21 protein-coding genes are annotated in these 20908 nt (G+C 64.3%); 5 read left to right on the forward strand and 16 right to left on the reverse strand.

The annotated features are described in order from the left end of the window. Positions 1-23 precede the first annotated feature (23 nt). On the forward strand, positions 24-635 hold the full coding sequence (locus QN084_RS09620) for an NADPH-dependent FMN reductase (RefSeq protein ID WP_021474659.1): 612 nt from the start codon (positions 24-26) through the stop codon (positions 633-635). A 113-nt stretch (positions 636-748) separates the two neighbouring features. Beyond that, positions 749-1153, forward strand: coding sequence for a superantigen-like protein SSL4 (locus tag QN084_RS09625; RefSeq protein WP_021474658.1), 405 nt, complete (start codon positions 749-751; stop codon positions 1151-1153). Here QN084_RS09625 and QN084_RS09630 read toward each other — a convergent pair. Then, the gene (locus QN084_RS09630) at positions 1150-1827 is read right to left on the reverse strand and encodes an HAD family hydrolase (protein ID WP_062098572.1); all 678 of its coding nucleotides are present in this window, start codon (positions 1825-1827) and stop codon (positions 1150-1152) included. The two genes, QN084_RS09625 and QN084_RS09630, sit on opposite strands and share 4 nt — an antisense overlap. Position 1828: 1 nt before the next feature. After that, complete coding sequence (locus QN084_RS09635; protein ID WP_021474656.1) at positions 1829-2095, reverse strand: hypothetical protein; 267 nt, start codon at positions 2093-2095, stop codon at positions 1829-1831. Positions 2096-2391: 296 nt separating this feature from the next. Between QN084_RS09635 and QN084_RS09640 the strand changes: the two genes are divergently transcribed. Then, positions 2392-3171 (forward strand): VOC family protein, encoded by a 780-nt coding sequence (locus tag QN084_RS09640; RefSeq protein ID WP_021474655.1) that lies wholly within the window; start codon positions 2392-2394, stop codon positions 3169-3171. 96 nt (positions 3172-3267) lie between these two features. Here the strand turns inward: QN084_RS09640 and QN084_RS09645 are convergent, their stop codons facing one another. Beyond that, positions 3268-4377, reverse strand: a complete 1110-nt coding sequence (locus tag QN084_RS09645; protein ID WP_083262044.1) for an EAL domain-containing protein — start codon at positions 4375-4377, stop codon at positions 3268-3270. 239 nt (positions 4378-4616) lie between these two features. Here QN084_RS09645 and QN084_RS09650 point away from each other — a divergent pair, with 239 nt between their 5' ends. Then, positions 4617-4961 carry an iron chaperone gene (locus QN084_RS09650; RefSeq protein WP_069696393.1) on the forward strand — a complete coding sequence of 115 codons (345 nt, stop codon included), beginning with the start codon at positions 4617-4619 and terminating at the stop codon, positions 4959-4961. A gap of 4 nt (positions 4962-4965) precedes the next feature. Here the strand turns inward: QN084_RS09650 and QN084_RS09655 are convergent, their stop codons facing one another. The 12 genes from QN084_RS09655 to QN084_RS09710 all read right to left on the reverse strand — a co-directional run bounded on the left by QN084_RS09655 (position 4966) and on the right by QN084_RS09710 (position 16485). Beyond that, the gene (locus tag QN084_RS09655; protein ID WP_069696402.1) at positions 4966-5769 is read right to left on the reverse strand and encodes an IclR family transcriptional regulator domain-containing protein; all 804 of its coding nucleotides are present in this window, start codon (positions 5767-5769) and stop codon (positions 4966-4968) included. Between the two features lie 33 nt (positions 5770-5802). Further along, positions 5803-6471: a 3-oxoacid CoA-transferase subunit B gene (locus QN084_RS09660; protein WP_069696392.1), complete on the reverse strand. Its 669-nt coding sequence runs from the start codon at positions 6469-6471 to the stop codon at positions 5803-5805. Positions 6472-6473: 2 nt separating this feature from the next. Further along, positions 6474-7160: a 3-oxoacid CoA-transferase subunit A gene (locus tag QN084_RS09665; RefSeq protein WP_021474650.1), complete on the reverse strand. Its 687-nt coding sequence runs from the start codon at positions 7158-7160 to the stop codon at positions 6474-6476. A 4-nt stretch (positions 7161-7164) separates the two neighbouring features. Next, positions 7165-8379 carry a thiolase family protein gene (locus QN084_RS09670; protein ID WP_062098580.1) on the reverse strand — a complete coding sequence of 405 codons (1215 nt, stop codon included), beginning with the start codon at positions 8377-8379 and terminating at the stop codon, positions 7165-7167. A gap of 80 nt (positions 8380-8459) precedes the next feature. Further along, complete coding sequence (pcaC, locus tag QN084_RS09675) at positions 8460-8936, reverse strand: 4-carboxymuconolactone decarboxylase (protein ID WP_021474648.1); 477 nt, start codon at positions 8934-8936, stop codon at positions 8460-8462. Then, positions 8933-9736, reverse strand: a complete 804-nt coding sequence (locus QN084_RS09680; protein WP_069696391.1) for an alpha/beta fold hydrolase — start codon at positions 9734-9736, stop codon at positions 8933-8935. The genes pcaC and QN084_RS09680 overlap by 4 nt, the downstream gene beginning before the upstream one ends. Beyond that, complete coding sequence (locus QN084_RS09685) at positions 9729-11147, reverse strand: lyase family protein (RefSeq protein ID WP_069696390.1); 1419 nt, start codon at positions 11145-11147, stop codon at positions 9729-9731. The genes QN084_RS09680 and QN084_RS09685 overlap by 8 nt, the downstream gene beginning before the upstream one ends. Further along, positions 11144-11758, reverse strand: coding sequence for a protocatechuate 3,4-dioxygenase subunit alpha (gene pcaG / locus QN084_RS09690; RefSeq protein WP_069696389.1), 615 nt, complete (start codon positions 11756-11758; stop codon positions 11144-11146). The genes QN084_RS09685 and pcaG overlap by 4 nt, the downstream gene beginning before the upstream one ends. Positions 11759-11762: 4 nt before the next feature. Beyond that, positions 11763-12632: a protocatechuate 3,4-dioxygenase subunit beta gene (gene pcaH, locus QN084_RS09695; RefSeq protein WP_069696388.1), complete on the reverse strand. Its 870-nt coding sequence runs from the start codon at positions 12630-12632 to the stop codon at positions 11763-11765. 54 nt (positions 12633-12686) lie between these two features. Next, a complete protein-coding gene (locus tag QN084_RS09700; RefSeq protein WP_069696387.1) occupies positions 12687-14567 on the reverse strand; it encodes a bifunctional sugar phosphate isomerase/epimerase/4-hydroxyphenylpyruvate dioxygenase family protein in 1881 nt (626 codons plus the stop codon). Beyond that, positions 14567-15463 carry a shikimate dehydrogenase gene (locus tag QN084_RS09705; protein WP_069696386.1) on the reverse strand — a complete coding sequence of 299 codons (897 nt, stop codon included), beginning with the start codon at positions 15461-15463 and terminating at the stop codon, positions 14567-14569. The genes QN084_RS09700 and QN084_RS09705 overlap by 1 nt, the downstream gene beginning before the upstream one ends. Before the next feature lie 251 nt (positions 15464-15714). Then, complete coding sequence (locus QN084_RS09710; RefSeq protein ID WP_062098593.1) at positions 15715-16485, reverse strand: IclR family transcriptional regulator; 771 nt, start codon at positions 16483-16485, stop codon at positions 15715-15717. A gap of 202 nt (positions 16486-16687) precedes the next feature. Between QN084_RS09710 and QN084_RS09715 the strand changes: the two genes are divergently transcribed. After that, the gene (locus QN084_RS09715) at positions 16688-18010 is read left to right on the forward strand and encodes an MFS transporter (protein ID WP_069696385.1); all 1323 of its coding nucleotides are present in this window, start codon (positions 16688-16690) and stop codon (positions 18008-18010) included. 68 nt (positions 18011-18078) lie between these two features. Here the strand turns inward: QN084_RS09715 and QN084_RS09720 are convergent, their stop codons facing one another. After that, positions 18079-20874, reverse strand: coding sequence for an FG-GAP repeat domain-containing protein (locus QN084_RS09720; protein WP_069696384.1), 2796 nt, complete (start codon positions 20872-20874; stop codon positions 18079-18081). Positions 20875-20908 lie beyond the last annotated feature (34 nt).

Consider the following 20908-nt stretch of genomic DNA (forward strand, 5'->3'; position numbering starts at 1 on the left):
TGCCGTCGGAAAGGAACGCCGCCATGGATTCATTCAAGATCGGCTATTTCGTCGGAAGCCTCTCAAGTACCTCCATCAACCGCACGCTCTCCAAGGCCCTCATCAGCGTCTCACCGCCTGAACTCGAGTTCCACGAGATCGCCATCAAAGACCTCCCGCTGTACAGCTCTGACTACGACAACGACTTTCCGCCTGCAGGCCGCGCACTCAAGGACGCCATCGCGGCTTCGGACGGCATCCTCTTCATCTCCCCCGAATACAACCGTTCCATCCCCGGCGCTTTGAAGAACGCCATTGACTGGGGGTCACGGCCGTGGGGGACCAACTCGTTCGCCCGAAAGCCGACGGGCATCATTGGCGCTTCCCCGGGCGGCATCGGCACCGCGGTGATGCAGTCGTCCATGCGAAGCGTCCTCAGCTTCCTGGACGCGCCGCAGTTGAACGCACCTGAGGCATATATCCGGTTTGTGGCAGACGCGTACGACGACGACGGCACAGTTAAGGACGAAGGTACCGCCGCGCTTTTGCGCCACTATATGGAGGAGTACAGCGCGTTTGTTCAACGCGTCCTGGCCGCCAACGCACCCGGCCACATCGGTGATGAACAGCCCGATGCCGACAAGCTGAACCGCTAGGGAAGGAAAAGTGGGCCGCACAAGTTCGGGTGTGTGCGGCCCACTTTTCACCATTTCGTCAGTATGCTTATTAGTGTGAAGGTCCTCGGACACGCCCCTACCCAGGAGAAACGATGCTTCGTAGATTAACCTCGACCACTTTCGCGCTCACCCTGCTGTTCGGTTCCCTGCTGTCTGCCGGCGCCGCCAATGCCGCCGGGCCGGTTTCCGGCCACGTCAGCAGCAACGTTTCGGCAACCAGCACCAGCCCCTCACCCGAGCCGACCAACCCCTCCGGCCCCTCGACCCAGACGCCAACCAACCCCGGACCGTCACAGGGCGCCTCTGAAACCCCGAATCCTGCCGGCAGCGGCCCGGCCAACCCCGGCACCGGTGAATCGGATCCGCAGGAAGAGAACCGCACCAACGTCATTCCGTGGATCCTCGGAGCGGCAGCCCTGATCATCATCATTCTGGTGATTGTGTGGGCCATGCGCGGACGCGGCCGGAACAAGGAAGTACAGGACGAGCAGCGCTAACGCGCCAGTTTCCCGATCGCACTGCTTTCGAGATTCTCCAGGAGGTGCCGCGGATTGTCATAGACTTCCGCGGCACCTGCGTCCCGCAGTTCACCTTCGCTGATGCCGCCACAGGTCAACGCGATGGCAGGGATGCCAATGCTCCCTGCGGCCTTCACGTCCCATACGGCGTCGCCAACGAACACGACATCTTCAGGCCTGAGCCCAAGCTTGTCCAGGCAGGCCAGCAGAATGTCCGGCTCCGGCTTGCTTGCCTCGGCGTCATTGGAACTCGTCCAAGCATCGATCGACGTTCCCGCGTCCAGCACCTTGCGGCTCACGTCCAAGTCACGTTGCTGCGCCGAGGAAGCCAGACCTACGGCCAGACCGGCGTCGGAACACGCCGCCAAGAGGTCACGGGCTGCCTCGAAAGCGCGAAGGGACGGCCAGAACGTCGAGAACACGGCACCGTGCGCCGACTTCAGCTCCTCTTCCAATTCATCCGTGCAGTCGGGGACCAGATGCCGGACCAGCTTGTCGCCGCCCATGCCCACGCAGCGGTGAATGTCGGAAATCTGTACGTCGAGGCCCTCGCGCCTGAACGCCTGCCACCACGCGAATGCATGGAAATAGCTTGAGTCGATCAGCGTCCCGTCAACGTCAAACAGGACACCCCGCTTCTTGGATTCGGCCACGTCAGCCCACCTCCACCTGCGCAGGAGCGGGGCCGGCGAGCGTCCGGTCCATCATGAATTCTTCCGACTCCAGGAGCGCGTAACGATCCGCCGAACCCTGCCGCAGCAGGCCCGTGCCGGCTACTTCCCGAAGCGCTTCCACAGCCCTCACAGCTTCCCTCTTTGAGGAGTAGCGCTTGGACAGTCCCATGAGGGTGTCCTCACCGTCCACCATCAGCACGCGGTAACCCCCATCGGGAGCGTCAACCAATTCCAGATGTCCCGCCAACCCAAACCTCCTCGTTCTGATGCCTCCGCTTAGTAAGTTTACTTATTATATAGCTGCTCTCGCCGCCTCATGAAACGCACGACGGCGGACGGCCGGCTTACGCTCCCGCCGGCACTTGCGAAGGCCGGGACCAAGAATTGTGATGGCCGTTCTGAGGACTTGGAAAAGGAACACTAAACCGAGTCACGAATCCGGTTGAGCCCATACAAGAAGGATGGCTGCTTCCCCGGGAACGCCCGCGCATGGTGTTCCCGGGGAGGCAGCTGACCTGTTTGCAGCGCTAACCGAGGAGTCACATGTCCACCAAGATTTCCAAATGGCCCGCCGGGACGCCCATGTGGGTAGACCTGTCAGTCGACGATGTGGAGGCTGCCAAAACCTTCTACACCGGCCTGTTCGGGTGGGACTACCTTTCCGCCGACGATGAGGCAGGGTATCTCCTGGCTCAACTCAATGGCCATGCCATTGCGGGCCTCGGCCCCAAGGATGATCCGGCCATGCCTTCCGCATGGACCACTTTCATGGCCTCCGACGACGTCAATGCCACCGCTGAGCGGATCCGTGAGTCCGGCGGCCAGGTGCTGATGGCGCCGTTCGACGTCATGGATTCCGGCAGGATGGCCATCGCCGCGGACACCACCGGAGCCGTCTTCGGCGTGTGGCAGGCCGGAAACCACATCGGCGCTGAACGCGTGAATGAACACGGCTCATTGTGCTGGAACGAACTCCACACCTCCGACTACGCGGAGGCCCGGGCCTTCTACGCGGGCGTCTTCGGTTTCAATTACCACGAGGTCACAGGAGCGGACATGGTTTACGCCACCTGCCTCCGGGACTCCGACCGCCGGGAAGTGGCCGGTATTCACCACGACACCCAAATCCCGCAGAGCGACCCCGCGTACTGGCTCACCTGGTTCGCCAGCGATGACGTCGCATCGACGGCTGCGCGGGCACAAGAACTCGGTGCAACACTGTTGGTCCCCGTGTCCGATACACCCTTTGGCCGGATGGTCATCGTTGAAGCACCGCAAGGAGACGTCTTCGGAGTTATCGCCGTGGCGCCAGCCAACGACTGAGTGACGGCACGCGGTGGCCGGGGCTGGGCCGTGACCACCGCCTGACATGAAAGGCCCGACGGCGGCAGCACCGCCGTCGGGCTTTTCAGCAGGCTGCTAGCCGACCGACTGGGCTTCCGCTTGGGAGTGCAGGGACCAAGACGACCAGTCGAGGGGATGCACCGACGGGCGGCCGAGCAGGTAACCCTGAGCCGCGGCAACGTTGAGGGCGGTTGCTTCCTGCAGCTCCCCGGCCGTTTCGATGCCTTGGGCCACCACGGAGGACCCCAGTTCCCGGGCAAGCGCAACAACCGCGCGGGCGCGGATGCGTTGCCCTTCAGAGTTGTCAATGCCTTCGATCAGGTGGCGGTCCAGTTTGAGGATGTCCGGACGAAGTTCCTCGATCTTGTCCATGGAAACAAAACCCGCGCCGGACGCGCTGACCGCAAGCCGCAGTCCACGGCGGCGCAACGGGCCCAGTCCATGGTCATCGTCCCAGCCGTCGGACCGCTCAAGGCTTCCCGTCAATTCGATGACGATCCTGTCCGGAGACAAGCCGGCCCCTTCCAGGAGCGTCCGCACGCGCGGGTCCGCTGCCGTTTCCGGGGTGAGGTTGAAAGCTACGAACATGGTGTCCGGGAAGTCCTCTGCGGCCGCCAAGGAGCAGGACAGCGCCGCGATCTCCAGGTCTGTACCAAGACCTGCCGCCGAAGCTTCACGGAACCACACATCGGCCGCGGCGCCATCCTGCTCAACAAACCGGATCAGGGCTTCGACGCCGATCACTTCACCGGACGGCAAGGCGTGGATGGGTTGGAAGGCTGTTAGCAGCAACTTGTCCCGCAGCACCGATTGGATGCGCTTGCGCACCTCCGTATCCACCGGAATGGTGACCGTCTGTGGAGCCTCGGCGGATTCACGGTTCAGGCTCATGGAGTCTTGATGGGCAGCGGGAGCCTCGGCGGTCTCCGGCTGGGTTCGCGTCACGATCAAGTGCTCCAGGAGGACGCCCTTGGGATCATCGGGATGTTGCGTGAACCGCTCCTCGAGGTTCCTCCGGCTCTGCTGACTCCGGGGATCCGTTTCGGCGAGGATGGACTCAATGATTTCCAGGGCCTGCTGCCGGACCCGGGTGTCGTCCACGGCAGGGACCGCGCTGACCGCGCGTTCGTTCGGCGGGCCTTCCAAGGCACCGCCAAGGGGAAGAGAGAGCCCACTTCTAGACATCGACTTTTCCTTCAATGTTAATTTGTGCCGCCTGCGCCCAGTACACAATCGGCTCAGCTCCGTCCACGGGCACCTCCCAGCGGCGCCACGGAACAAAGCAGCCCAGTCGTGCGTCAGCGCAACCAGGCTTGTGAGGAATCCTACAAGAGACCCATGGCAACCATGAAGACCGTTTGCAGGGTTGTTACCTAACTGAGTGCTGTCTGTTGAATTCCCGCCTGAAGAGGGAGCATGGCCCTATGGGAACCGTCACCGAATATCTGCAGACCGTCGCCGACCCTCACCGCTCCCTGCTGCAGCGGATCGTGGAAATTGCCCGTGAATTGGCGCCCGACGTCGAGGAAGGCACAAGCTACGGCATGCCTGCTTTGCTCGTGGACGGCAAGGGCTTCGTCAGTGTCCTGGAAACCAAGAAGCACCTTGCGCTTTACCCGTTCAGCGGCCAGATCCTGCCGGAAATGTCCGAGGAACTCGGCGGATACTCCTGGTCTCCCGGGACCCTGCGCTTCTCGGAAGACAACCCCCTGCCCGATTCCCTGGTTCGGCGGATCCTGGAAACCCGGCTGGCCGCGATCCGGAAGTAGCGCGTCAGTGCTTCGCCGACACGTCCTGGGAGATCACCTTGGCGGTGGCAACCACGGCTTCCCGGACTGAATCCAAGTACGCTTCCGGGTCCGGCTGGGACGCAACCGCCTGGGCTTGCAGGGACACGTTGATGGCCGCCACGTTGTCCCCGTTGTTGTGGTTCCACACCGGGGCCGCGATGGACATCAGCCCGATTTCGAGTTCCTGGTCAAGCAGGCACCAGCCTTGCTGGCGGACACGCTCGACGGCGGCCCTCAAGTCAGCCGCTTCGGTGATGGTTCGCGCCGTGAGCGGCTTGAGTTCCGCCGTCGAAAGGTAAGCCTCAAGTTTGGCCTGCGGGAGTCCGGCCAGAAGGACGCGGCCCATTGACGTCGAGTAGGCCGGAAAGCGCGTGCCGACCGTAATCCCGACATTCATGATGCGCTTGGTGGCCACGCGGGCAACGTAGAAGATGTCGTGGCCATCAAGGACGGCGGCCGATGTGGACTCCCCCAGTTTCACACTGAGTTGCTCCAAATGCGGCTGTGCCAACTGCGGCAAGGACAAAGCGGAGAGGTAGGAGTACCCCAGTTGCAGCACCTTGGCTGTCAGCGCGAACGTCTTGCCGTTGGTGCGGACGTAGCCGAGCTCCACCAGGGTGTAGAGGAACCGCCGGGCCGTGGCACGGGTCAGGTCGGTACGCGCTGCCACCTCGCTCAGAGTCATGACCGGATTGTTGGCGTCGAACGCCCGGATGACAGCGAGCCCGCGGGCCAGCGACTGGACGTACTGGTCGCTGGCTTGCGGGGCAACTGCTGAGTCGGTCATGGTCATCAATCCTAGTTGCGCTGAAGCCGGGGCCTACTCAGCCCGTTTCAGCGAAAGGGGTACCAGTTCCTGGATTTCTTCGAAGGTGCAGCCGAAGGTTTCGCGGACGGTGACGCCGTCGGGTCCGGTGAGGAACACTGCCTTGTCGGTGTACACGCGGGTGACGCAGCCGACGCCCGTGAGGGGGTAGGTGCACTGCTCCACCAGCTTTGAGGCACCGTCGCGGGTCAGGAGCGTCATCATCACGAAGACATCCTTGGCGCCGGTCGCGAGGTCCATGGCACCTCCGACGGCGGGGATCGCGTCGGGCGCCCCGGTGTGCCAGTTGGCGAGGTCACCGGTGGCGGAGACCTGGAAGGCGCCCAGGACACAGATGTCCAGATGGCCCCCGCGCATGATCGCGAACGAATCGGCGTGGTGGAAGTACGAGGCTCCGGGCAGTTCCGTGACGGGGATCTTGCCGGCGTTGATCAGGTCCTCGTCGATCTCATCGTCCACCGCCACGGGGCCCATGCCCAGCATCCCGTTCTCCGTGTGGAGCGTGATGTTCTGGTCCTCGGTGAGGTAGTTGGAGACGAGCGTGGGCTGGCCGATGCCCAGGTTCACGAACGAGCCCGAGGCGATGTCGCGGGCCACCAACTGGGCGAGCTCGTCACGGCCCAGCGGTTTCTCCGAGGTTTGGATGCTTGTTTGCGTGCCCATGCTCAGGCCACCTTTCCGTTCGATGCTGCAGAACCAACGCGGACCACGCTGTTGACGTAGATCCCCGGGGTCACCACGTTTTCCGGATCCAACGCACCCGTAGGCACAATCTCGGAGACCTGAACGATGGTGTGCTTGGCCGCGGCTGCCATGATCGGGCCGAAGTTCCGGGCCGTCTTGCGGTACACGAGGTTGCCCTTGCCGTCAGCCTTCAACGCCTTGATCAGGGCGACGTCGGCGTGAATCGGCGTCTCGAACACCTGCCACTTGCCGTCCAGGAACCTGCTTTCCTTGCCCTCGGCCAGCATGGTGCCGAATCCGGTGGGTGTGAAGAACCCGCCGATCCCGGCCCCGGCGGCACGGATGCGTTCGGCCAGGTTCCCCTGCGGCACCAGCTCCAGCTCGATCTCACCGGCGTGGTACTTCGCGTCGAAGTGCCACGAATCGGACTGCCGCGGGAAGGAACAAATCATCTTCCGCACCCGGCCTTCCTTGATCAGCAACGCCAAGCCCTGGTCGCCCTGGCCGGCGTTGTTGTTCACCACGGTCAGGTCCTTCGCGCCGCAGTCCATCAGCGCATCGATCAGTTCGAACGGCTGCCCGGCGTTGCCGAACCCGCCGATCATCACCGTGGAACCGTCCTTGATCCCGGCCACGGCCTCGCCAACAGTGTCAATGAAATTCAACATCGTCTTAACCCTTTACAGAACCAGTTACGTTTTCCAGCACCACGGCCAGGCCTTGGCCAACGCCGATGCAGATCGCCGCGACGCCCCACCGCTGCCCGGAGGCCTGCAGCGACCGCGCCAAAGTACCCAGGATGCGGGTACCGGAAGCACCCAGCGGGTGGCCCATCGCGATCGCGCCGCCGTGGCGGTTCACGATCGAGGGGTCGATCCCCCACGCGTCGACGCACGCCAGCGACTGCGCGGCGAACGCTTCATTAAGTTCGACGGCGCCAACTTGGTCCCAGCCAATGCCCGCCTTCGCGAGGGCCTTGTTCGCGGCCTCTACCGGGGCGTACCCGAAGAACTGGGGATCGTTGCCGTGCGCGCCACGGCCGGCGATGCGGGCCAACGGCTCCAACCCCAGAATCCCAGCAGCAGCCTCCGACCCGATCCACGCAGCCGAAGCACCATCAGACAAAGGCGAGGCGTTCCCGGCGGTGACCGTGCCGCCGTCGGGCCCTGAACCTTCGGGACGGAACACCGTCTTCAACCCGGCCAGCTTTTCCGCCGAAGAACCTGCACGGATACCCTCGTCCCGGACCAGGTCCGTGCCCGGAACCGCGGTGACCAGGTTGTCGTAGAAGCCCTCGTTCCACGCAGCGTCGGCCAGGTTGTGCGAGTCAGCCGCGAACTGATCCTGCCGTTCGCGCGTGATCCCGTACTTCTCCCGCAGTCGTTCGGTGGCCTCGCCCAGGGAGATGGTCCAGTCCTTGTTCATCGCGGGGTTCACCAAACGCCAACCCAACGTGGTGGACGCCAAGGTCATGTCCCCGGCCGGGTAGGGCTTGGACGTCTTCGGCAAAACCCACGGCGCACGGGACATCGACTCCGCACCGCCCACGAGGACAACGTCGGCGTCCCCGGCGTTGATCTGCCGCGATGCGATGATCGCCGCATCCAACGACGATCCACAAAGCCGGTTCACCGTAGTACCCGGAATCGAGACCGGCAGCCCCGCCAGCAGCGTAGCCATGCGGGCAACGTTGCGGTTTTCCTCACCCGCGCCGTTCGCGTTGCCGAACACCACCTCATCGATCCGCTCCGGATCCAGCCCGGGAGCACGCCTGACCGATTCCCGGACCACGTGCGCAGCCAAATCATCAGGACGGACGGCAGCAAGTCCGGAGCCGAACTTGCCAAACGGCGTGCGCACGGCGTCGTACACAAAAGCCTGGTTCATAAGATTTCCTTCATTTCGTGGTACCCAACTGGGTCGCATTTGTGCGCGTTTTGAGGGGTCTAAACGCGCACTAATGCGACCTAGTTGGGTGAGTTCGGGGAGTTGGGGGCGGGGGCGGCGTCAATGTCCGCGAAGACCTTCTGGGCCGTCTTGAACGCCGAGTTGGCCGACGGGACGCTGCAATAAATGGCGGTCTGGAGCAGGATTTCCTTGATCTCGTCCCTGCTCAGGCCGTTGTTAAGGGCTGCCCGGATGTGCATGGCCAGTTCCTCCCAGTGACCGTGCGCCACCAACGCCGTGAGGGTGACGGCGGAACGCATCTGCCGGCTCAGTCCCGGCCGCGTCCAAATTCCACCCCAGGCGATCCTGGTGATCATGTCCTGGTAGTCCTCGGTAAAGGAGTCGATGCCGGCGTTTGCCCGGTCCACGTGCGCGTCACCCAGCACTTCGCGGCGGACCACCATGCCGGCGTCGTAGATTTCCTGGCCTGTTGCGCCGGGCTGCACGGCACCGTAGCGGGAAGCGTCGCCGCTCCGTTCAGGGTTTACAACATTCACAGTCCGTTCTCCTTCATGAAGTTCCGCATCAAACCGGCCACAACGTCGGGTGCCTCGGCAGGCGCCAGGTGTGCGACGCCGTCGAGCGCTTCCGCCACCGCAAACGTGCCACCTGCCTTGATCCCGGCCACCACTTCCTCCGCGAACGACGGCGGCGCCACGGAATCCTCGACGCCGGCAATCGCCTGCGTGGGGACAGTGATGCTGCCGAGCTGCTCCCGGACGTCAAAGGCGGCAAGGGCTTCGCAGCAGAACGCGTAGCCGAAGCGGTCGGCGTCGCGGAGGGCGTGCAGGAGGCGGCTGCTGACATCCGGGCGTCGATCCATGAAACCAGCGGCGAACCAGCGCTCGGCCGAACCCTGGATCATCACCGGCGTGCCCAGGGACCGCACGGTTTCCGCGCGTTCCAGCCAGCCCTCCGGCGTGCCCAGCTTGGCGCCGGTGCACTGCACCGAGAGGCTCCGCAGGCGGTCGCCGTGCTTGATGCCCAGCTGCAGGCCTGTGGCCCCGCCCAGCGAGACGCCCGCGTAGTGGAACCGGACGCCCGGAGAAACAGAGTCAACAAGATCGACGACGGCGTCAGCCAGTTCCGCAACGTCGAAACCTTCGGTGGCGGTCGGCGACATGCCGTGGCCGGGGAGGTCCCAGCCGATGACGTCGTACTCGTCGCCGAGCAGCGCGGCGGTCTCGGTCCACAGCACGGTGGAGGTACCCAGCGACGGGCCCACCACCAGGAGCGGCTTGGATCCTGGTTCGCGCTGCGGGGAGAGCAGCACGGCCTTGACGATTGGCTTAGCCACGGGTGGTTCCCTTCGTTGAAGCAATGAATTCCGGGTAGGCAGCAATGATGCGACGGCTGATTTCCGCGGCCTCGCCGAGGTAGCTCGCGGGATCCAGCAAGGCATCCAGCTCGGCGTCGGGCAGCGTTGCAGGCGGTACCGCCTCGCGCAGGAGCTTGCGGTACGTGTCTGCCTGCTGCGAAGCCGGCGCCTGGAGTGTTTGATCGACGACGGCCTGCAGCCTCTGCTTTCCGTCCTCGCCGAGCAGAGGTGCGACGGCGGCAGTCACGCCTTCGCTGAGGAGCAGCGGGCCTGAGGTCTCCAGGTTCCTGCGCATGGCCTCGGGAAACACCCGCAGGCCTTCCGTCAGCTCCCGAAGGTGTCCGGCAGCACCCAGCGCCAGCGCGAGCAAACGACGCTGGGCCGGCCATTCCGTATGCCAGGCGCCGTCGGGCCGCTCGTCATTGAAGGTTGCTGCAGCCAGGTGAAGTTGTGAAGTCAGTGCCGGAGCCTGCAATGCTGCGCTGCGGATCAGGACGGAGAGGACGGGGTTCTGTTTTTGCGGCATGGCCGAGGAAACGCCACGTCCGGCGGCCAGGGGCTCACCGAGCTCCCCTACCTCGGGGCGGCTCAGGAACACTACGTCGGCAGCGATCTTGCCGAAGGCATCGAGCAACGAAGCCAGCGAATCCCCCAGGCCCGTGACGGCCAGGCGGCTGGTGTGCCAGGGTGCGGCGGCCGGGGCCAGGCCGAGCTTGGCGGCGAGGGAATCGGCAAGCGTGAACGGCGTCGCCGAAGAACCCGCCGTCAGCTTGGAGCCCGATGCCAGCGTTCCGCCCGCCCCGCCGAACTGAACCGGCAACTCCAGCGACTCCAGGCGACGGGCAGCAGCCGCCACCGCGTTGAACCACTGCGCGGCCTTGAGCCCGAACGTGTACGGGAGCGCATGCTGCGTCAGGCTCCTGCCCACGCACAGCGTGTCCGCATGCTGTGCCGCCAAGGTGGCGAGCGCCGTCGTCGTGCCCTTGACCTCAACCAGCAGCGCCGAAACGGTGCGTCCGGCCAGCAGCATGAGTGCAGTGTCGAGCACGTCCTGGCTGGTCAGCGAGGTGTGGACGGCCTTGGCCGCGCCGACGCCGTCGGTGTCCAGGCTGCGCACGCGTGCGCGGAGTTCGCCGAGGAGCGGGATCACCGGGTTGCCGCCGCCTTGGGCACGTTCAGCGATGGCGGCGATGTCATAGTGACCTGGATCGGCGGCCTCGGCCACCACAGCTGCCGACCCTTCCGGGGCCAGCCCGGACTCCTCAAGAACGGCTGCCCAGGCAGCTTCGACGTCGAGGATCGCCGCGATCACGGCGCGGTCGCCCGTCAGTGCCGTCACCGCAGGCGAGGCCGTGACGGGGCTGAGGAGGCCGAAGTCGCCGTCGGTCATGAGGTTGCCAAATCCCCGGAAGTCAAATCCCCGCTTGCCAAATCCAGCGAACCGTCCTGCTGGAAGTCCAGGAACACGGTCTCGCCCTCGCCCTGCAACCTGATGTCCCAGGTGAGTCCGCCGTCGGGGTCACGGCGGGCGATGAGGGTCTTGCGGCGTTCAGGATCAAGGGAGCTCAACAGCGGATCGTTGGCCAGGGCTTCCTCGTTGTCGGGGAGGTAGACGCGGGTGAAGAGGCGGTTCATGAGGCCGCGAGCGAAGACTGCCACGGAGATGAACGGCGCCGCTCCCGGCTTCAGCGGCCCGGGGTTGACGGTGGTGAAGGTGTAGACGCCGGAGTTGCCTACCGAACCGCGGCCCCAACCGGTGAACGTGTAGCCGTCGCGGACCAGGGAGCCCGTGCGCTGGACGATGTTGCCAGCGGAGTCGGGCTGCCAGATTTCGAGGATGGCGTCCGGGATGGTGTTGCCTGCGCCGTCGTACACGGTGCCTTGGAGCCGGATGCTGCCGGGGCTGCCCGGCGCAAGGAGCTCGTTGTCTTTGTTGAAGGGCAGGGCGTAGCCGTAGAAGGGTCCCACCGTCTGGCCCGGTGTGGGTGTCAGCTTGCTCATGTGCTTACTCCTCGTCGCCGGCGTCGCCGTATGCTTCGTTTTCGGTCCAGGTCCGCTTGGAACCGGTCAGGATGATGTCCCACTTGTAGCCGAGTGCCCATTCGGGGCTGGTCAACTCGTGGTCGTAGGTGGCCACCAGGCGGTCCCGGGCGTCCTGGTCCACGATCGACTGGTAGATGGGGTCCAACGGGAAGAGCTGGTCGCCCGGGAAGTACATCTGGGTGACGATGCGCTGCGTGAACTCGGAGCCGAACATGGAGAAGTGGATGTGGGCCGGGCGCCATGCGTTGAGGTGGTTTTTCCACGGGTACGCGCCGGGCTTGATGGTGGTGAAGGAGTAGGAGCCGTCGGCACCGGTGATGCAACGTCCGACGCCGGTGAAGTTGGGGTCGAGCGGGGCGGGGTGCTGGTCACGCTTGTGGCTGTAGCGGCCGGCGGCGTTCGCCTGCCAGATTTCCACGAGCTGGCCCGCAACCGGGCGGCCGTCGCCGTCCAGGACGCGGCCGGAGACGATGATGCGTTCGCCTTGGGGTTCGCCGTTGTGCTGGATGGTCAGGTCCGACTCCAGCGCGTGCACGTCCTGGTGACCGAAAGCGGGCGAGTAGAGCTCGATCGTTTCCGGGTCGGCATGGTGCAGGCTCTTGGTGGGGTGGCGCAGGATGCTGCTGCGGTACGGCGCATAGTCCAGGCGCGGCATGGTCTCAGGAGCCTTGCCGTTCTTCAGGGCCTCAGCGTACTTGTCGCCGATCGCTTTGATCTCGGCACTGAGGTCCGCCTGCGTCTCCACCTTTCCGGCGTCGTGGGCGGCGTGTGGCTCGGCCGGCGGCACGAGTTCCTCTGATTCAAGAGCTTGCGCGGTGTCGTCTTGCGGCACAACCGGCTCCTTTCTGTGGCTTCGTTGTCAACTTCGTTGTCAGGGTGCAGGCAGCTATGCCCGGTGGAGTGAGTCGTATTGGACGGCGTGGCGGACTGGTGCGTTCGGGGCTCCGTAACCGTCGTAGTTGCCCCGGCGCTCCACCATTTCGAAGAACACGCTGCCCACGGTGGCGGTGTAGAAGTGGAGGAATTCACCGTTGGCGTCCCGGTCATACAGGAGGTTGAGCTCCTTGAGGGTGGCCAGGAAACCCGGTTCAAGATCGAACCGCGCGTCCAGGTCCTCGTAGTAGTTGGCCGGAATCTGCAGGAACTCAAGGCCGCGTTCCCGTGCTGACCGGGCTGTTGCCACAAGGTCATCCACGGCGAAGGCGATGTGTTCCTGGTAAGTCTTTGGCGCTGACGCCTGCTGCACGGGCGCCAGGTTCAGCACCAGCCGGACCGCGCCGTTGCTGGCCTGCATTACCTGCGAGCGCACCAAGCCGCTGGGGCTGGGTACCTCGGCGAACGGCTGCGGTTCCAGGGCGAGGGCGCTGGTGTAGAAGAGGACGGCTTCGTCGAAGTGTTGCCAGGGCTGTGCGAGGTTTACGTGGTCAATGACTGCTGTTTGGGCTGCCCGCGGGTGCTCCAGCCCTTCGCCGAATTCCTGCGTCCACGCCGCTGTGCCGTCTGGGCTGCCTTGGCAGAGGAAGATCTCGGTGGAGTCCGGGGCGGAGATGCCTTGGAATACTTCTTCGTCTGCCTGGACCTTGCGGGACACCACTGGCGCCTTGAGTTGCTGGGCGCGGGCGGAGGCAATCACTGGGGAGTCGACGTCGAACCCCAAAGCGGCGATAGCCGGTTCCGTGTGCAAGGCCGCTTGTTCGTTGATGATCACGCGGGCCTGGCCCATGGTCCAGAGTTGGACGTCCTTGGTGCGGTGCCGGCCCTCGAACTCGAAGCCAAGCTGGCCCAGGAGTTTTTCCAGCTGCGCGGTGTCGTCGGCCTTGACCTCGGCGAAGTTGAACCCGGCGGGCTCGTTCACCTTGGGCAGGGTGGCCAGTTCCATGGGATAACGACGGCGGCCGGCGGCTTTTTGTTCGGATGTCCCGGCGGCGGCGGTTTCTGCGGAGGTGCCCGCCAGCCACTTGGCGCTCTGTTCCTCCAGCCAGATGAGTGAGCGCATGGCATCCACGGCCGTGCGCTCCACGTCCGACTGGCGGAACACGTCATTGAACACCTCCAGGGACACCGGTCCCGTGTAGCCTGCCCGGACCACGTGGCCCATGAACTTGGCGAGTTCGAACTGGCCCTCCCCGGGGAAAACCCGGTAGTGGCGGCTCCAGGACAGCACGTCCATGGAGAGCTTGGGGGCGTCGGCCACCTGGACAAAGAAGATCTTGTCCGCGTTGATGTCCTCGATGGGCGCGGTGTCCCAATCGCGGGAAAGGATGTGGAACGAGTCCAGGCACGTGCCCAGGTTGGGGTGGTCCACTGCCTCCACCAGGCGGTAGGCGTGCTCGTAGTCGTTGACGTGCTTGCCCCATGCCAGGGCCTCGTAGGCCACCTTGACGCCGTGGTCTCCCGCCAGTGCGGCAAGCAGTGCGAGCTGCTCTGCCCGCAGTTGGTCATCGTCGATCGTGGCCGTAGCCACGTTGGAGCAGACCAGGATGGTGTCCATGCCCAGGCGCGCCATGAGCTTGAACTTGGCCTCGGCCCGCTTGAGGTTGGCTTTCAGCAGGTCCGGAGTGACGCCGTCGAAATCGCGGAAAGGCTGGTAGAGGTCCAGGCCCAAGCCGAGGTCGGCGGCCATCTTGCGGATATCTTCAGGACTGAGCGGCGACGTGACCAGGTCCTGCTCAAAGATCTCGATGCCGTCGAAGCCCGCAATGGCGCAGGCCTGCATCTTCTCTTTCAGGGTGCCGGACAGGCAGACGGTGGCGATCCCGGTGCGCATCAGTGGGCCGCCTTCACGAGTGCCGATTCTTCGGTGGCGATGAGCTCAAGGAAGTGTTCACGCATGCGGTCGCGGTCGGCGTCTTTGCCGGTGAAGAGCTTGAAAGCGTCCGCCGCCTGGCCGACTGCCATCCGGCCGCCGTCGAGCACGTCGCAACCCTTGGCGCGCGCTTCGCGGACCAGCTGCGTTTCGATAGGGCGATAGACGATGTCCGCCACCCAGTGGCGGGGTTCCAGCAGCTCGATGTCGAGCGGCAGTCCGGGATGGGCTGCCATGCCGATCGGGGTGCAGTGGACCAGGCCGTCGGCGAGGGGCATGATGTTTTTCAGGTCGGCCGGCGTGTGCGCGGTGACATTTGCGACCGGGAAAAGTCCGCTGAGCTCAGTGGCACGCTCGGCCGCGCGGTTGGCGTCCATGTCCACAAGGTCCAGATGCTTGACGCCGGCTTTGAGGAGTGCATAGGCGACGGCGGACCCGGCACCTCCCGCGCCCAACTGGACGACGCGGTCCAGCTTCGCTGCCGGCAGTCCGTCGGTGAGCGCCGAACCGAAGCCGGAGAAGTCCGTGTTGTGGCCGATGAAGCGGCCGTCCCGGATCAGGACGGTGTTGACGGCACCCAAGCGATCGGCGTCGTCGGACACTTCATCAAGGTGCTGCAGCACCAGCTGCTTGCACGGGTGCGTGATGTTGAGGCCGTTGAAGCCCATGCGGCCGGCGGCTGTGAGGAGATCCCCGACGGCGGTTGCCGGCAACGCGAGATCCAGAAGGTCGATGGGGCGGTACAGCAAGCGAAGGCCCTGCACATCGGCCTCGCGTTCATGCATGGGCGGAGTCAGCGACGGCATGACGCCTTCGCCTATCAGGCCCACCAAAACGGATTCGGCTCGGTTGCTCATCCTCAAGCTCCTTTTACTTCGGCACCGCGGACTTTGGATTTTCTGGGTCCACGGAGCCGGGTGATATCGAGATTACTACAAATGTTCATATTCCGCACGCATGTTCTTATGGCGAACATTTCCAGCGTGCGCACCCAACTAGGTCGCAGTTAAGCGCGTTTAGAGGGGTCAAAACGCGCACCAATGCGGCCTAGCTGGGTGGGGGTAGGTGGGTGGGGTCGGTGGGGTTGGCATGGGCGGGGTGGGGTGGCTTAGCGCTGGGGTAGGCGGGCCGCCAGCTCGGCTGCGGCCTCCTGCAAGGTAGGGACGTGTGAAACCAGCTCCTCCATGGTCATTCGGAAGACCGGCACAGCGACGGCCACGGAAGCGAATGCGTTGCCCTGGGCGTTGAGGACGGGGACTGCGACTGCGCGCATGCCGATCTCGTTCTCTTCATCCATGACCGCGTAGCCCTGGCGCCGGACCTGCTCGATCTCCTCGCGGAATTTGTCGCGGTCCGTGATGGAGTGTTCCGTCAGCGGATCCAAGGGAAGTTCTTCCAGGAGCCGCTTCCGCTCGACCTCCTCCTCGAAGGCGACGATCGCCTTGCCCACGGAGGTGGTGTGCAGCGCGCCGAGATGCCCGGGGTCACTGGTTACGCGGAAAGTCTTGGGCCCGTCCACCTTATTGACCGTCAAGTGGTGGTCTCCATCGCGAACCGAGAGGATAGTGGCCTCATGGGTGCGTTCGGTGACCCGCTGCAGGACCGGGAGCGCCGTGGCCGCGAAGCCATGGTGGTTGGAAACGCGCTGCCCCAGCTGGAACACGCGCAGTCCAAGATGGTAGCGCCGGCCGTCCGGCTCGTAATCCACGAAGCCGTCCCGGGTAAGCGAACCCAGCAGTCGATACGTGGTGCTGAACGGCAACTCGGCCGCCCTGGCCAGATCTGCGGCGCTCGCCCCCTTCGGCTCGTCACCCAGCAGAACAAGCAGGCTCAGCGCCTTGCCCACCATGTCCGTTTTTGTGCCCTCTTTCACATTCATAGTCCGATGCTTTCATATGGTGAGAGCTATTTCTAGATAGTGGCGACATCTCTTGACAAGTGACCGCTCTCACAGCCAGTATTGCTGTATTGCACAAGTAGCTCTCACCATGTGGTTACTTTTGGGACGATCCGGCCGCACCTAGCCCTTGATCTCCCGCAGAAGCTTGATCCGCGACATCGTCGTCACAGAAGGAACTCCCATGAGCCAAACAATGCCGTCAGCGACGCCCGGCACTGAAACCACCACCGGCACTCCCAAGAAAGCGGCCCTCGCCAGCTTCCTTGGCAGCGCGGTGGAGTACTACGACTTCTTTATCTTCGGTTCGGCAGCGGCGCTGATCTTCCCGCATGTGTTCTTCCCGGACGCCGACGCCAACGCAGCCATCATGTCTTTCGCCACCTTCGGCTTCGCTTACGTTGCCCGCCCGGTGGGAGCGATCATCCTGGGCCACTTCGGGGACAGGATCGGCCGTCAGAAAGTCCTCATGTTCACCCTGGTGCTTATGGGTGCCGCAACCTTCGTGATCGGATGCCTTCCTGACTTCAAGACCATCGGCTGGTGGGCCCCGGTCCTGCTGGTGCTGGCACGGCTGGCCCAAGGCCTTTCGGCCGCAGGCGAGCAAGCCGGCGCTTCGTCGATGACCCTTGAGCACGCTCCGGACAACCGGCGTTCCTTCTTCACCTCCTGGACCCTCACGGGCACCCAGGGCGGTCAGATCCTTGCCGCCCTCGTCTTCATCCCCGTGGTGGCCCTCCCGGACGAGATCAAGTACGGCATCGGCTGGCGCATCCCGTTCTGGCTCAGCGCGGTTGTTGTGATCGTGGCCTACTTCATCCGCCGCACCCTGCACGAGCCCCCGGCCTTCGCAGAAGCCAAGAAGCACAACCAGATCGCCAAGCTTCCCGTCGCCGACCTCCTGAAGCTGCACTGGCGCGACGTCCTGCGCGTTGTGTGCTGCGCGTTCATCGCTGCGGTGAGCACCGTGTTCGGCACCCTGGCCATCAAGTACGCACAGGATGTGGCCCATGTAAGCAGCACCATCACGCTGTGGCTCGTGGTGGTAGCCAACGTCGTTGCCCTGGGTACGCAGCCGCTCTTCGGCACCCTGGCTGACAAGATTGGCCGGAAGCCCGTCTTCATCTACGGCGCTATTGCCAGTGCCATCATGACTCCCGTTTTCCTTCTGACGCTCGAATCCGGAAACGTCCCCCTGATGTTCCTGGTGTCAGTCGTCTTCTTCTCATTCGGTTACGCCGCTGCGAACGCCGTTTGGCCGTCCTTCTACGGTGAAATGTTCAGCACCAAGGTTCGGTTCTCCGGCTTGGCCATCGGCACGCAGCTCGGCTTCCTCATGGCAGGTTTCGCCCCGGCAATCGTCACGGCCATGGGCGGCACCAAGGCCGGCGGCTGGGTACAGATCTCCATCTTCAGCGGAATCATTTGTGCCATTGCCGCAGTCTCCGCCCTGACTGCCCGCGAATCAGCGAAGGTACCAACCGCGGAACTGGGCCTGCGCAAGTAGACCGCCCCAAAAAAACGTTCGCCTCCCGGTTCACGAAGAACCGGGAGGCGAACGTTTTCTGTGTACTCCTACAGGGGATTCAGTTTCACCGGCTGGAACTTACCCCCACCGGTCCCGGCGTACAGGAGCAAAGTTCCGTCGCCGGCTACTCCAACCACCGACGGGTTGCCGGTACCCGTGAAGCCATTGCCCAGAGCGGCGATGCTGGAGAACATGTTCCAGCCGGATCCCAGGTTCATTCGGGAAAGGAAGCCACCCGAACCGTTGCCCGGGTAGAGCCACAACCCCCCGTCGGAAGCACGGCCCAGCAGGTCTTCGCGGCCGTCGCCGTTGAAGTCCCCTGCCTGGAGGACCAGGTTGAACATGTTCCATCCGGTGCCGATCTGCTTCCGCGCAAGGAAACCACCGGCGCCGTCACCCGGATAGAGCCACAACACGCCGTCCGCAGTCTGCCCAACGATGTCGGCTTTACCGTCACCGGAGAAGTCGCCCGGCGCCAGCAGCTGCGTGAAACCCTGCCAGCCCATCCCGATCTGCCGACGGGCAAGGAACTTCCCCTTGCCATCGGTCGGGTAGAGCCAGAGCGTCCCGTCAGGGGCCCGGCCCACCAAATCCGGCCGTGAATCGCCGTCGAAATCTCCGGCACTGAGGATGGTGTTGAACATGTTCCAGCCCGACCCCACCTGCACCCGCGGCAGGAAAGCGCCTGAACCGTTGCCCGGATAGAGCCACAGCGCGCCGTCCTTGCTCCGCGCCAGGACGTCCGCCACGCGGTCGCCGTTGAAGTCGCCCGCTTCCCACACCTGGTCGAAGGCGGTCCAACCGGTGCCGATCGCCAGACGATCGGCGAAGCCGCTGCCGTCACCCGGGTAGATCGTCATGGCGCCGCCCGCGGCCGCGGCCAGCACGTCGTCGGACTTGTCCCTTGTCAGGTCCTCGCCACCGATCAGGTCGCCCGCGCTGTTCCAACCACTTCCGACGGCGGCACGCGGCAAGAAGCCACCCTTGCCGTTGCCGGGGTAGACATAGAGGGTACCGTCGCCGGCGCGGGCAAGAAGCCCTGCCGATCCGCCGCCGAATGAACCCGCCGGCGCGAGAGTGTTGAAGACATCCCAGCCCTGGCCCAGCAGCACCTGGCTTTGGAATCCGCCGAAACCGTCCCCCGGGTACAACCAGAGACGCCCGTCCGGGCTGGAGGCGATAACGTCGGCGCGGCCGTCCCCGGAGAAATCACCCGGTGCTACCAGCTGGGTGAATCCTTGCCAGCCGAATCCCACTTGGCTCCGGGAGAGGAAGCCGCCCTTTCCGTTGCCCGGGTAGAGCCAGAGCCCGCCGTCGCTGGTCCGGGCGAGGACGTCAGCGAAACCGTCACCGTTGAAGTCCGCAGTGCCGAAAACCGCGTTGAAAATGCCCCAACCGGAACCGATCTGGACAGGATCGGCGAGCCGGTTCCCCGGCAGGCCGCGGAACAGCAAGAGGGAACCGTCGGCCTCTCGGGAGATGACATCGGCGAGCTTGTCGCCGTCGAAGTCGCCGGCCGAGAACCGCATACGCGTCTTGAGCTTCGGATCGGCGTTGATGGTGACCGTTGCCGACGTGGCAGAAACGGAATCGATGGTCACCTGGGTGCCGGTATGGGTGGTGAAGGTCCTGCCCGCCGGCCACGAGTGGTTCTTGGCGTACCAGGGCTCGGTGAACGGAACCGTTGACGGCATGAGGATCAGCGACGACGCAATGGTCGCCCCGCCGCGTTGGACAATCTTGACGCCCTTGTTGCCCTCTTGGCCCGGGTTCTTCAAATACGAGTCATAACCCACCGGTTGCCGAAGTTCGAGGTAGTACACCTCTTTGCTGACGGGGTCGGTGAATTTGATGGCACGCTGGGCGTCGGTTCCGCCCCACGGTTTGAGGGTGTAGCTCTTCACACCACCCGCGACTCCGACGTCGCGGATTTCATCGCCCCGGCCGAGCCCCGCATAGTCCCAGAACGACGAGCTGATCACAGGCTGGTTGTACTGCGCCGCGCCCATGATGTCCGTGGTGTCGCCGTATTCGCGGATGTAGCAGGAAGGATCGGTGAACCTGCCGCTGCTGTCCGTTCCCACATCTGGAACGCCGCTGCCGCACTGCAGCGCATCGGCGTGCATCAAACCGATGACGTGGCCGAACTCGTGGCTCATCACGTTGTTGGAGAAGCTGCTCAGCTGCGGCAACAGGACCCTGCCGCTGTAGCTGCCGCTGCTGTAGCCGGCGCCGAGCGCGTTGCCGGACAGGGTGGATGAGGGAATGAAGATCACCAGCGCGGTGTACGGGCTGGCCTGCCACTTCAACTCGCTGGTGATGGTGGACATGATGACGCTGTAGTGGTCAGTGGACCGCGCCTTGGACTGGAATCCGGACACCTTGCTGTCCACGGTCATCGACAAGCGATTGTTGGTCATCGCCTTCCAGTAACTGCTGGTCGAGGCCACCACCTGCTCGGCACCGGCCATGGAAACGGTGTTCGAATTGTCCGCCAGCTTCGCCGTTACCAGACGGACGCGGATATCGCCGCTGGGACCCGTGGCGGCCACGCCGTCCCGCAGGAGGGCTTCGACGTCGGAAGGTCCTTGTGCGGCCTGCGCACCTGCGCGCGGGTCGCTGGACCGGGTGTCACCGCTTTGGGGGGCACCGCTTTGGGGGGCACCGCCCAACGGCGTCTCAAACACGTGGTCCGAATGGGGCGTGCCCTCGACGAACTTCACGTTCGGATTGTCCGGCGAGGGCAGCGGAACGGCCGTTGCCGGGGCTTGGGCAAAAATGAGGCTGGAGGCGAAAACCAGCAGGCCGGTGGACACGGCAATTGACCGCTGCAAGAAACCCATCAAAAATCTCCCAGAGATGGAGCCTTTGGTTCCC

The organism is Paenarthrobacter sp. R1, from assembly GCF_030264015.1.
Taxonomy (GTDB): domain Bacteria; phylum Actinomycetota; class Actinomycetes; order Actinomycetales; family Micrococcaceae; genus Arthrobacter; species Arthrobacter ureafaciens.